Source organism: Streptomyces sp. NPDC102279, from assembly GCF_044766365.1.
GTDB lineage: Bacteria > Actinomycetota > Actinomycetes > Streptomycetales > Streptomycetaceae > Streptomyces.
In genome coordinates this window covers 556,418-568,447 of record NZ_JBIWLU010000006.1, presented here as the reverse complement: position 1 = coordinate 568,447, position 12,030 = coordinate 556,418, and the positions used below count along the sequence as shown (strand labels likewise).

The 12,030-nt window shown below is 73.0% G+C and carries 12 protein-coding genes; 7 read left to right on the top strand and 5 right to left on the bottom strand.

From position 1 onward, the window contains the following. Positions 1-24: 24 nt before the first annotated feature. Positions 25-1,089 carry a hypothetical protein gene (locus ACIRQH_RS18195; RefSeq protein WP_404226558.1) on the bottom strand — a complete coding sequence of 355 codons (1,065 nt, stop codon included), beginning with the start codon at positions 1,087-1,089 and terminating at the stop codon, positions 25-27. 217 nt (positions 1,090-1,306) lie between these two features. On the opposite strand from ACIRQH_RS18195, the gene ACIRQH_RS18190 reads away from it, so the two are divergent. Further along, positions 1,307-1,744 (top strand): DUF4442 domain-containing protein, encoded by a 438-nt coding sequence (locus ACIRQH_RS18190; RefSeq protein ID WP_358819215.1) that lies wholly within the window; start codon positions 1,307-1,309, stop codon positions 1,742-1,744. 80 nt (positions 1,745-1,824) lie between these two features. Here the strand turns inward: ACIRQH_RS18190 and ACIRQH_RS18185 are convergent, their stop codons facing one another. Then, complete coding sequence (locus ACIRQH_RS18185) at positions 1,825-2,769, bottom strand: SDR family oxidoreductase (protein WP_388873785.1); 945 nt, start codon at positions 2,767-2,769, stop codon at positions 1,825-1,827. A gap of 185 nt (positions 2,770-2,954) precedes the next feature. Here ACIRQH_RS18185 and ACIRQH_RS18180 point away from each other — a divergent pair, with 185 nt between their 5' ends. The 3 genes from ACIRQH_RS18180 (at position 2,955) to ACIRQH_RS18170 (ending at position 7,020) form a co-directional block, all read left to right on the top strand. Continuing rightward, entirely contained in the window at positions 2,955-3,527 is a 573-nt protein-coding gene (locus tag ACIRQH_RS18180) for a hypothetical protein (RefSeq protein WP_388873782.1), read from the top strand. A gap of 143 nt (positions 3,528-3,670) precedes the next feature. After that, positions 3,671-6,139: a beta-glucosidase gene (locus ACIRQH_RS18175; RefSeq protein ID WP_388873779.1), complete on the top strand. Its 2,469-nt coding sequence runs from the start codon at positions 3,671-3,673 to the stop codon at positions 6,137-6,139. A gap of 230 nt (positions 6,140-6,369) precedes the next feature. Continuing rightward, positions 6,370-7,020, top strand: coding sequence for a DedA family protein (locus ACIRQH_RS18170; RefSeq protein WP_358819161.1), 651 nt, complete (start codon positions 6,370-6,372; stop codon positions 7,018-7,020). A gap of 19 nt (positions 7,021-7,039) precedes the next feature. Here the strand turns inward: ACIRQH_RS18170 and ACIRQH_RS18165 are convergent, their stop codons facing one another. Next, entirely contained in the window at positions 7,040-7,570 is a 531-nt protein-coding gene (locus ACIRQH_RS18165; protein ID WP_358819160.1) for a gamma carbonic anhydrase family protein, read from the bottom strand. 153 nt (positions 7,571-7,723) lie between these two features. Here ACIRQH_RS18165 and ACIRQH_RS18160 point away from each other — a divergent pair, with 153 nt between their 5' ends. Next, positions 7,724-8,542: an acyltransferase gene (locus ACIRQH_RS18160; protein ID WP_404226555.1), complete on the top strand. Its 819-nt coding sequence runs from the start codon at positions 7,724-7,726 to the stop codon at positions 8,540-8,542. A gap of 27 nt (positions 8,543-8,569) precedes the next feature. On the opposite strand, the gene ACIRQH_RS18155 is transcribed toward ACIRQH_RS18160, so the two are convergent. Further along, positions 8,570-9,427 (bottom strand): DMT family transporter, encoded by an 858-nt coding sequence (locus tag ACIRQH_RS18155; protein WP_358819158.1) that lies wholly within the window; start codon positions 9,425-9,427, stop codon positions 8,570-8,572. Between the two features lie 92 nt (positions 9,428-9,519). Here ACIRQH_RS18155 and ACIRQH_RS18150 point away from each other — a divergent pair, with 92 nt between their 5' ends. Next, on the top strand, positions 9,520-10,092 hold the full coding sequence (locus ACIRQH_RS18150) for an XRE family transcriptional regulator (protein WP_355867230.1): 573 nt from the start codon (positions 9,520-9,522) through the stop codon (positions 10,090-10,092). Positions 10,093-10,173: 81 nt separating this feature from the next. Continuing rightward, entirely contained in the window at positions 10,174-10,731 is a 558-nt protein-coding gene (locus ACIRQH_RS18145) for a YbaK/EbsC family protein (protein WP_358819157.1), read from the top strand. Between the two features lie 59 nt (positions 10,732-10,790). On the opposite strand, the gene ACIRQH_RS18140 is transcribed toward ACIRQH_RS18145, so the two are convergent. Next, the gene (locus tag ACIRQH_RS18140; RefSeq protein WP_404226553.1) at positions 10,791-11,999 is read right to left on the bottom strand and encodes a cation diffusion facilitator family transporter; all 1,209 of its coding nucleotides are present in this window, start codon (positions 11,997-11,999) and stop codon (positions 10,791-10,793) included. Positions 12,000-12,030 lie beyond the last annotated feature (31 nt).

The following is a 12,030-nucleotide window of genomic DNA, read 5'->3' as shown; positions in this document are numbered from 1 at the left end:
CCCCGCCGGGACGGATCCCGGCCCTCAGGAGTCGGTCGGGGTGCCGTGCAACCGCACCGTGCTGAGGATCCTCCGCACGGTCGCGTCGGGGACCTCCTCCTTGACGCCCTTGGCGCCGTAGAAGGTCCACGCCACGAAGTCGCCCGCCGAGTTCTTGAAGGCGAACGTGGTCGCCTTGCCCTTCGTGTCGCACTTCCCCTTCTCGGGGACAGCCGTGGAGTACGTCGTCGCGACACTGCCCTTGATGCCCGACGCCGTGGTGTACGTCTCGGGCTTGCCGATCTTCAGCAGCTTCTTCGAGGCGTCCTTCTGGTCGGTGTACCCGCCGAAGACCCACCACGCGGAGTCGTTGCGCGCCACGTCGGCCGTGTTCTTGGCGCCGCTCTGGCCCTTGGTGCCCGTCGCGGCCAGCGACGTGTCACTGTCGTGACCGTCCTTGTCGTCGTCGGACGTGCACCACTTCTCCTTGAGGAACGCGGGCGCGGACATGCCGATGAGGGCGGAGCCGTCGCCCTTCTTGTCGTCCTCGAAGCCGATGAAGGTGCCGGGCGTCTCGACCTTCCAGTCCGCCGGAACGTCGAAGGCGGTGCCCCACTTCGGGTTCACCACGACCTTCCAGCCGGCGACCGTCGCCTTCTCCTCGTCGCCGCCGCGCGGGTCGTCGTCGCTCCCGCTGACGCTCGCGCTAGGCGACGTCGAGGCGGACGCCTTGGGCGACTTGGACGCGTCACCGCCCGCGTTGTCGTCCTTGTCCCCGCTGCCCAGGACGAGGAACGCGGTGACTCCGGCGGCGATCACCACGGCGGAGGCCGCGACGATCGCGGTGATCTTGGTCTTGTTGCCGCCGCCCCCGCCCCCGCCCCCGCCGCCTGCCGGCCGGGGTCCGCCGAGGGGGACGGTCGGAGGCCCCCACTGCGGCTGGCCCTGCTGCGGTCCGTACGGGCCGGGCTGCTGCTGCCCCGGCTGCGGGCCCGGCTGCTGGTATCCGGGTTGCTGGTAGGGATTCGGCTGCTGGTACCCCGGCTGCTGGTACGGGTTCTGGTCCTGCGGGTTCTGCTCGCCCCCGGGCGGCTGCTGTCCTGGCCACATGGCCGGTAACGATAGAGGGGCCGGAGACCCGAGTGCCATGGCGGTCCCCGAAAGGGCCGCGCCGCCACGGTACTTGCCCCCTTTGGTCCCGGCTTGCGACCGGCGGCGACCTCCCTCTGTCTCGCGCATGCGGCCGGTCGGCCGGAACGGGTGGTGGGCGGCGGGCTGGTCAATGTTTGCTACCCATGGGTAACATCGAGGTATGAGCGCAGACCAGATGACGATCGGCGAGATGCTCGCCGCGACCGTGCCGATGGCCCGGACCCTGAACCTCGAGTTCGTCGAGACCTCTCCGGAGAAGGCCGTCGTGGCGCTCCCGGACCAGGGCGACTTCCACAACCACGTCGGCGGACCGCACGCCGGAGCCATGTTCACGCTGGGGGAGTCGGCCAGCGGAGCGATCGTCCTGGCCGCCTTCGGTGACCAGCTCTCGCGCGCCGTGCCGCTCGCCGTGAGCGCCGAGATCGCGTACAAGAAGCTCGCGATGGGCCCCGTCACCGCCACCGCGACGCTCGGCCGGCCCGCCGCCGAGGTGGTGGCCGAACTCGACGCCGGTCAGCGGCCCGAGTTCCCGGTCGCCATCGCGATCCGGCGCGGCGACGGCGCCGTGACCGGCGAGATGACCGTCGTGTGGACGCTGCGTCCCAACGGCTGAGCCGCATCGTCCGCACCGGGCCCTGATCGGGGAGTACGACCCGATCGGGGCCCGCGGTCGTTCCCGGGCCCCGCCGTCGCTCAGGCCGCGGGGCCGGACCCGGCCGTGACCGCCGGCAGGGCGGCCCCGGTGAGCCGTTCGGCCTCGGCCCACAGGCGGGCGTTGGTCGCGGGGTCGAGCGCCCGGCGGGTGACGCGGGCCGTGGCCGTCGGGCCGACCAGACCGAACCGGCCGCCCGGACCGTAGTAGCCGCCGGCCGCCGCGTCGGGGCTGGTGGCCGCGTGGAGGAGCGGCTCGGTGCCCTGTTCGACCTGCTGCTTGGGCAGGAAGTCCAGCGCGTTGAGCAGGGACCGCTTCGGCTTGTCCCGCCCGAGGCTCGCGCCCGCCGTCTGGAGGTTGGTGACGGTGTACCCGGGGTGGGCGCCGGTGCTCAGCAGGTTCCAGCCGCGCTCGGCGGCGACGGCCGCGAGCTGCCGGGTCAGGATCAGGTCGGCCAGTTTCGACTGGGCGTAGGACAGGTTGGCGCTGTAGCGGCGGCGTTCCCACTGGAGGTCGGAGAAGTCGATACGGCCGTAGGCGGCGGTGCCGCTGCTCATCGTGGCGACCCGCGGGGCGCCCGAGGCGAGCAGGGCCGGCAGCAGTCGCACGGTGAGCGCGAACGGGCCGAGGAAGTTGCTGCCCATCTGGAGCTCGAACCCGTCCGCCGTGGTCATCCGGGTCGGCGGCGCCATCACGCCCGCGTTGTTCACCAGCAGGTCGAGCGGGATGCCGTCGGCCAGGACACCGTCCGCGAACTCCTCGACCGTCGCGAGGTCGGCGAGATCGACGCGGCGCACGTCGAGCCGGGCCTGCGGATGGCGGGCGAGGATCTCGGCGCGGGCCTGCTCGCCCTTGGCGACCGTACGGACGGCCATGACCACGTGTGCTCCGGCGGCGGCGAGCCGCCGGGTGGCCTCCTTGCCGGTGCCGCTGTTGGCCCCGGTGACCACGACGAGCTTCCCGGTCCGGTCCGGCACGGTGTACATGAGAACTCCCTCGGCAGATTCAAAAGACCAGCGGTCTTTTCTGCCTTCGAACGTAGCAGACCGTTGGCCTGATAACGAGAGACCGAGGGTCTGTAGGGTGGGGCCGTGAATGCGTCCTTCCGGCGCGCCCGTAGCGAGGAGTGGCGCGCGGTGGGGGCGCCGGCCCTCCGTGACGGGGGAGTTCGGTGCGGCCGTCGACGGGGGCGCGTCCGTGGCCGAGCGCGGTGACCGGGGTGCGCGCGGTGTCCCTCGCGGCGCGACCGGTTCTGTGCGACCTGCTCGGCGCGCAGGCGCCCGCCCTCGAACGGAACGTCTCGCCCGTCGTCGCCGCCGAGTGCGAGTACGAGCACGCCGCGATCGCCGGCGTCGGCGTGCTCGCCCGGCTGGTGCGCACACACGTGCCCGAACTCGGCGACCGTGACGCCGGACCGTCTGCCGCCGCCATCGTGAAGGTCGCCGGAACGGCCTGGCCGCATTCGCGGCCTCCGTCGCGATGCTCGGCGCCACGAGGCCGATCCCCAACTGGCCCTCCTTTGCCTCGACTTCACCGAGGTCCTGCGCGAGATGCTCGCGGTCGGCGTCGCGGGCCTGCTCGCCCGCGCGGCACGCGACGGCGCCGACTCCGCGCCCGGAGCCCGACCGGCCTGCCTCGCCCCGAGCGGGCCGGACGCGGTCCGGCTGACCGCACTCCTTCGGTTCTTGTCCGACTCCCCGCTGTTTCTGTTCACTTCATTGACACGAGTCACCTCGGGTCATAGTTTTCGCGCCGTACCCACGGAGCCTGACGGGCGGTCAAGTCGGCCTCGCAGCACGCTGTGTTCAAGGACCGAACGCGCCGGCCGCCGGCACCCGTACACGCGGACCACGACGACGTGCCCGCGCACCGAAGGAGTGACGGCTCATGTCCCACACCTTTTCCCGGCGATCGGCCCTGCGACTGGTCGGCGGTGCCGTCGCGGTCGCCGCGGCCGCCACCTCTCCCGGCTTCGTCCCCGGCGCCCACGCGGCATCCGGACCGGGCGCGGGCCCGCGCGTTGAAAGCCTGATCCGCAGACTCACGCTCGACGAGAAGATCTCCCTCCTGCACGGCGCGGCCGACCCGGAGTCGCTCGGCCAGGCTGGCTTCGTCCCCGGAGTACCCCGCCTCGGCATCCCCTCCCTGCGCCTCGCCGACGGTCCGGCGGGCGTGCGTGTCACCCGTCACGCGACAGCCCTGCCCGCCCCCGTGCTGCTGGCCTCCGCCTTCGACCCGGCACTGGCCCGCCGCTACGGCCAGGTCATCGGACGCGAAGGACGCGCCCTCGGCCAGGACGTCCTGCTCTCCCCGATGGTCAACCTCATCCGGGCCCCGTACGCGGGCCGCAACTTCGAGACCTTCAGCGAGGACCCGCTGCTCGCCGCGGACCTGGTCGCCGCCGAGATCCGCGGCATCCAGGGCGAGGGACTCATCGCCACCGTCAAGCACTTCGCCCTGAACAACCAGGAGAAGGACCGCCAGTCCGTCGATGTCGTGGTGGACGAACAGACCCTGCACGAGGTCGAACTCCGCGGCTTCGAGGCCGCCGTCGACGCGGGCACCGGAGCGGTCATGGGCGCGTACAACAAGGTCGACGGCACCTACGCCTGCGAGAACCGGCCGCTCCTGACCGGAGTCCTGCGCGATCAGTGGGGTTTCGACGGCTGGGTGATGACCGACTGGTTCGCCGCCCACAGCACCGCCGCCGCGATCACCGCGGGCCTCGACATGGAGATGCCCGACGGCACCTACTTCGGCGAGGCCCTGAAGTCCGCGGTCCGGAACGGCAGCGTGGCCGAGACGTACGTGGACCGCGCCGTGCGCCGGATCCTCGGGGTGATGGACCGCTTCGGCCTGCTCGACGGGAGCGCTCCGGCCCGCCCGGCCCGCGACGCGAAGGCGGGGGCGGCCGTGGCCCTGGAGGTCGCCACGGCGGGAGCGACCCTGCTCCGCAACGAGCACCACGCGCTGCCACTCACCGGCGCGGCGGCACGCGACATCGCCGTCGTCGGGCCCACGGGCATGCTGCCCTTCGTCAGCGGCGGCGGTAGCGCGCACGTGGTGCCCGACCACGCCGACAGCCCGCTCGACGCCATCCGCGCCCGCGCCGGACGCGGCGCCCGCGTCTCCTACTCGCTGGGCGAGGACCTGTTCGGCAAGGCCGTTCCCACGAGCGCGGTCAGCCCGGGGCTCACCACCGAGGAACAGAACGTCCCCGCAGGACAGGCGTGGTCGTACGAGGGGACGCTCACCGTCGCCGAGGCCGACGAGTGGACGCTGGTCATCCACTACTCGGGCGAACGGCCCAAGGTCCTCCTCGACGGGCAGGACCTCTTCCCCGTGGCGCCCGGCTACGGCGAGTACTTCTCCGGCGGCCTGGTCTCCGCCGCACCGGACGGGCTGGCGGTGCGGCGCGCGACCCTGAACCTCGCAGCGGGAGCCCACAGCCTCCGGATCACCGCGAACGGCGGGAGTGGAGGACAGGTGTTCCGGCTGCGGCGCATCACCGGCGCGACCCGCGCCCAGGACGTCGCGGAGGCCGTCCGCGCTGCCCGGGCCGCCCACAGCGTCGTCCTGTTCGCCTACGAGGACGCAACCGAAGGCCTGGACCGCACGACCATCGCCCTCCCCGGGCACCAGGAACACCTCATCGAGGCGGTGTCGGCGGCGAACCCGCGCACCACCGTCGTCCTCAACACGTCGTCCTCCACGTCCATGCCGTGGCTGCGCCGCACCGCGGCCGTGCTCCAGATGTACTACCCGGGCCAGGAGGGTGCCGCCGCCACCACCGCCGTCCTGTTCGGCGACCGCGATCCCGGGGGCCGGCTCACCCAGTCCTTCGCCGTCGACGACGACCACCACCCCGTGGCCGGGGACCCGCGCCGCTACCCGGGCGTCGACGGCACCGAGGAGTACTCCGAAGGCATCCATGCCGGGTACCGCTGGTACGACGCCGAGGGCGTGCGCCCGCTCTTCCCGTTCGGCCACGGACTCTCGTACACCTCCTTCGCCTACGACGACGTCCGCGTACGGCAGGACCAGCGCGGACTGCGGGTCGAGTTCACGGTGCGCAACACGGGGCGGCGCGACGGCGTCGAGGTCGCTCAGGTCTACGTCGGGCCTTCGCCCCGGACCGGACTCGACCAGGCCGTACGGGCGTTGGGCGGCTACCGGCGGCTCGCGCTGCGCGCGGGGGAGCGACGACGGGTCAGCGTGCGAGTCGCCGCACGCACCCTCTCCTCCTGGGACACGGAGAAGCACGGCTGGGTGCTCGGAACCGGGCGCCGGACCGTCTGGGTCGGGGCGTCCTCGCGCGACCTGCGGCTCAGGACCACCGCGGAGGTGCGTGCCTGACCCGGAGCCGGTGCGCCACGGGCCCGCCCGCGCGGCCCGGCGGCCCCTCCCTCGTGCGCCGCCCCTGCCCCCGCCGACGGGCCGGGGCGGCTGCCGGGCCGCACGACGGGACCCCGGCCCGGAGCGACCAGGTAGGCTTCCGGGCGTGCGCTCCGGGGGAATCGCGCGCCGGGTGACCGAGCGAGACACAGCCGCCCGAGTCAGGCACAGCTCAACGGGAGGAACCGGCGTTGCACGTCCAGGAATGGCTCGAGACGGTGCCCGCGGTCAGTATCTACGCGCTCGTGGGCCTGGTCATCGGCCTGGAGAGCCTGGGCATCCCGTTGCCCGGAGAGATCGTTCTGGTCTCGGCGGCCCTGCTCTCCTCCCAGCACGCGGGCATCAACCCGGTCATCCTCGGAGCGTGCGCGAGCCTCGGGGCGATCGTCGGCGACTCCATCGGCTACGCGATCGGCCGCAAGGGAGGCCGCCCGCTGCTCGCCTGGCTCGGCGCGAAGTTCCCCCGGCACTTCAGCGAAGGCCATGTGGCCACCGCCGAGCGGTCGTTCCAGAAGTGGGGCATGTGGGCCGTCTTCTTCGGCCGCTTCATCGCCCTGCTGCGGATCTTCGCGGGCCCGCTCGCGGGTGTGCTGCGCATGCCGTACTGGAAGTTCCTGATCGCCAACGTCCTCGGCGGCATCGTCTGGGCGGGTGGCACCACCGCCGTCATCTACTATGTCGGTGTCGTCGCCGAGTCCTGGCTGAAGCGCTTCTCCTGGCTCGGCCTGGTCGCGGCGGTACTCATCGGTCTCGGCTCGATGCTGATCGTCCGCCGCAGGGCGAACAAGGCGTCGGCGGAGCACGAGGCGGCGGAACCGGAGCCCGTCCCCGCCGCCGACTAGCGCATTCCCCGGGGACCGCCTACTCGTGGATCCCGCGGTGCGCCTTGGCCAGCTCCACGTACAGCGTGCCGTTCAGGGTGATGCCCTCGCGCTCCTCGTCGGTCAGCGGGCGCCTGATCTTGGCGGGCACCCCCGCGACGAGCGAGCCCGGCGGGACCCGCATCCCCTGCGGCACCAGTGCCTGCGCGGCGACCAGCGAACCGGCCCCGATCACGGCTCCGTTGAGCACCGTGGCGCCCATGCCGATCAGGCAGTCGTCCTCGACGGTCGCGCCGTGCAGCACGGCGTTGTGGCCGATGGAGACCCGCTCCCCGACGGTGATGGGGAAACCGGGGTCCACGTGGAGGCTGCAGTTGTCCTGCACGTTGCTGTCCGCGCCGATGACGATCGGCCCGCAGTCGGCCCGCAGCACCGCGCCGTACCAGGCGCTCGCGCCCGCGTGCAGCGTGACGTCCCCGATGACCACCGCGGTGGGCGCCACGAACGCCTCCCCGTCGACCTGCGGGTCCTTGCCGCCGATTCCCTTGATCAGCGCCTGCTGAGTCGTCACCGTGTCACCGTCTCGTCGTCTCGTCGGTTGTCGTCGCGCGGACGGTGGCACCGGCCGCACCGGCACCGTATGCCATCGCCGGCGCCCCTGGTGGGGCGAAGATCACAGCGAGGCGACGGCGTCCTCGTACCCCGTGCTGAGTACCGTGAGCGGGTGCCCAGGAGCAAGAACACGTTCTCATCATGGCGGCGACGTCTCGCGCAGCGCGTCGTCCACGCGGGCTGGGCCTGGGTGCAGCGCACGGGTGCGGTCACGGCAGAACACCCGGGACGGTTCCGCTTCGGCGCCATCGGGCCGAGCACCCGGCTGGCCTTCCCGCTCGGCACGGTCTTCGGGGAACCCTGGATCCAACTCGGCTCGCACTGCATCGTCGCCGAACAGGTCACGCTGACCGCGGGTCTGATGCCCGACCTCGACCTCGGACCCGACCCGATCCTGCGCGTCGGGGACGGCGTCGTACTCGGCCGCGGCAGTCACGTCATCGCCGACACGACCGTCACGATCGGCAGCGACTGCTACTTCGGGCCCTACGTGTACGTCACCTCCACGAACCACTCGTACGACGATCCGCACCAGCCCATCGGCCGGCAGTGGCCCCGGATGGAGCCCGTGGAGATCGGCCCCGGCTGCTGGATCGGGACCGGGGCGGTGATCCTGCCGGGTGCGCGGATCGGCAGGAACGTCGTGGTGGCCGCCGGCGCGGTCGTACGGGGCCCGGTGCCCGACCATGCCGTGGTCGCCGGAGCGCCCGCGCGCGTCGTCCGGCGCTGGGACCCCGTGGCCGGATGGCAGCCGCCGCTGCGGACCCCGCCGCCGGTGCCGATCCCCGACGGGGTGACCTCGGACCAGCTGTCGGCGCTCTCGGGGCTCGACGAGGAGACGGCCGCGCGCCTCGCCGCGCTGGACCCCGACACGGCGGACGTCTCCAGGGACGTACCCGCGCAGACCGGGGACGTCCGCGCCGAGTCCTGAACCGGGTGGTCCGCGCCGCCCCCGGGATCAGCCCGTCGCCAGCAGAACCGTGCCGACCAGGGCGAGCCCCGCTCCGGCCGCCTGCACGGCACGCAGCCGTTCCCGCAGCAGGCCGCGCGCGGCCAGAGCCGTGACCACCGGGTAGAGCGAGGCGAGGACGGCGGCCACGGTGACCGGGCCGTGCTGGGCGGCCACCGAGTACGTGCCGTTGGCCGCTACGTCGGCGAGGCCGACGAAGGCGAGCGCGGGCAGGGACGCCCAGGGGAAGCCGCCCTCGGGAAGGGCGGACGCCCCTCGCCGCACGGACACGGCGAGCGCCGCGCCGCCGGTGACGACGTTCGTCACGCGCTGCACGAAAAGGGCCAGGAACAGTCCGGTGACCGACGAGGACGCCTCCGCGATGAGCGCGAACACCGTGCCGAACCCGGCGGCAGCGATCAGCGTGAGGAGGATCGCCTGCCGCTGCACGGGCGCGCCGCGCAGCTGGGGCCCGCCCGCGAGCACGACCCCCGACACGGCGACCGCGATGCCCGCCACCTGCAGCAGCCCGGGACGCTCGCCGAGGAAGAGGCCCACGCCGATCGGGACGGCGACGGCCAGCGAGCCCAGCGGCGAGACCACCCCCATCGGGCCGAGCGCGAGCGCCTTGTAGAAGGAGAGCAGCGCGACCGGACCGACCAGGCCCGCCGCGAACGCGAACCACAGCTGCGGCCCCGCCGCGCTCCAGGCGCCGGTGACCAGCACGATCGCGCCCAGCACCACCGCCGCGATCGTCTGGGAGACGACCACCACCGTGAGGGCGGGCGTCCGGCGGGTCAGCAGGCCTCCCCCGAAGTCCGCCAGACCCCACAGGAGGCTGGTGGCCAGGGCGAAGAGTGCTGTCACGGGGGCCTCGCAGTACAGTTCGGTGAACGATCAGGTGCACCACACGATAGTTCACCTGGTTGAACTCTGTCATTCAAAATATTGGACGGAATGTGTCGGATCTCGACCTGCTGACTCAGTCCCTGGGGCGCAACGTCAAACGCTGGCGCGCCGAGCGCGGCTTCACCCTGGAAGCGCTCGCCGCCCGCGCCGGAGTCAGTCGCGGCATGCTCATCCAGATCGAGCAGGCCAGGACCAACCCCAGCCTCGGCACCGTCGTGAAGATCGGCGACGCGCTCGGCGTCAGCATCACCACCCTGCTCGACTACGAACAAGGGCCCCGTGTCCGGATCGTCCCCGCCGAACAGGCCGTGCGCCTGTGGCACACCGACGCGGGCAGCTACAACCGGCTGCTGGCCGGGACCGAGGCGCCCGGCCCGCTGGAGATGTGGGACTGGCGGCTCATGCCGGGCGACGGCAGCCCCTCCGACCCCCACCCCGCCGGGACCGTCGAGCTCGTGCACGTCCTCGCGGGCGAGATGACGCTGACCGTGGACGGGGTCGAGCACCGCGTCCCCGAGGGTGCGAGCGCGTCCTTCGAGGCCAACACGCCCCACGTGTACGCCAACAAAGGAGAGGTCCCGGTCGACATGGTGATGGCCGTGTCGGTCCCGCTGGTGCACTGAGCGGCCGGGCGGCTCCGGTCCCTGTCCGCCGGGCGGACACTCCCGCGCGAGGCCGGTTCGTACGGCTGTTAGCGTGCCGTCATGCGCGCACCGATCGGACACTTCGACCACGCCGTCCCCGCCCCCGACTGCCTGGACGAACTCACCCGTCCCGTCGCCGACGCCGTACGCGGCTGGCGCGGGGCCACCCCCGCCGAGCGGATCGTCCACGTCGACACGAACCCCGAATGGGCCGACACCGCCACCTTCGTCGAGCACTACGGCAAGGACCTGCTCGACCAGTCCGCCAACTGTGTGGTCGTCGCCGGCAGGCGCGGCGGTGAGACGACCCTTGCCGCCTGCGTCGTGCTGTCCGCCACCCGCGTCGACGTCAACGGAGCCGTACGCCGCCAACTCGGCGCCCGCAAGGCCTCGTTCGCCCCGATGGACACGGCGACCGGTGAGACCGGCATGGAGTACGGCGGCATCACCCCCATCGGACTCCCCGCCGACTGGCCTGTGTTGGTGGACCCGGCCGTCGTCGCGCTGCCGTACGTGCTCGTGGGCAGTGGGCGCCGGCGGGGCAAACTCCTCGTGCCCGGAGCGGCGTTCGCGGAGCTGCCGAACGCGGTGGTGCTGGAAGGGCTGGGCCTCGCCTGACCCGTCCGCCGGGGGAGCGGCGGCCGTGACCGGCCGCCACGCGCCCCAGCGGCGCTCGTTCAGGCGGTGACGTGATGCGCCAGCCTCCCGTGCGGGTCCTCCTCGCCGGGCAGCGGCGCCGGATCGGCGTGGACGAGGGCGGCGGTCAACTTCGGCACCGCGTGCAGCAGGGCGTGCTCGGCCTCGACGGCGATGGTGTGGGCCCGGCGCACGGTCACCTCGCCGTCCACCACCACCGCCACCTCCGCGCGCAGCCGGTGGCCGATCCAGCGCAGCCGCAGCTCGCCCACGTCCCGCACGCCCGCGACGTCCCGCAGCGCCCGTTCGGCGCGGTCCACCAACTCGGGTTCCACGGCGTCCATCACGCGTCGGAACACCTCACGGGCCGCGTCCCGGAGCACCACCAGGATGGCCGCCGTGATCGCCAACCCCACCAGCGGGTCGGCGAGTTGCCAGCCCAGGGCCGAGCCGCCCGCGCCCACCAGCACCGCCAGCGAGGTGAACGCGTCGGTACGGGCGTGGAGTCCGTCCGCCACCAGCGCCGCCGAGCCGATCCCGCGGCCGACACGGATCCGGTGCCGGGCGACCCACTCGTTCCCGGCGAAGCCGATGAGGGCGGCGCCCGCCACCACCGGAAGGTGCCGTACGGGGTGCGGATCGAGGAGGCGGCCGACCGCTGTCCAGGCCGCGAAGACCGCGGACGCGGCGATCGTCAGCACGATCACGACGCCCGCGAGATCCTCGGCCCGCCCGTAGCCGTAGGTGAAACGCCGGGTCGCCGCGCGACGGCCCAGCACGAACGCGATCCCGAGCGGTACGGCCGTCAGCGCGTCGGCCGCGTTGTGTACGGTGTCGCCGAGCAGGGCGACCGACCCCGACAGCACCACAACCACCGCCTGCGCCAGGGCTGTTGTGCCGAGGACGGCCAGTGACACCCGCAGGGCGCGCATGCCCCGGGCCGACGACTCCAGCGCGGCGTCGACGCGGTCGGCCGTGTCGTGGGAGTGCGGGGCGAGCCGATGGCGGAGCCGGCGGATCAGCCCGGGGGACCGGTCGCCTGCCGGGTGACGGTGGCCGACGTGGTCGTGATCGCCGTGCGGATGGGGGTGCCCGGTCCGGTGCCGGTCGCCGTGCGCATGCCGGTGCTCGGTCCGGTCGCGTCCGCCCGGCGGATGACCGTGACCGCCGTGCGACTCGCCCTCGTGCTCGCGGTGGCCGTCCCCGTGGCCGTCGTGGCGGCCGTCCTCGTGATGGTGCCGTTCGTGCACGGGCGTCCCCTTCCGCTGCGCGGGAGTGGAC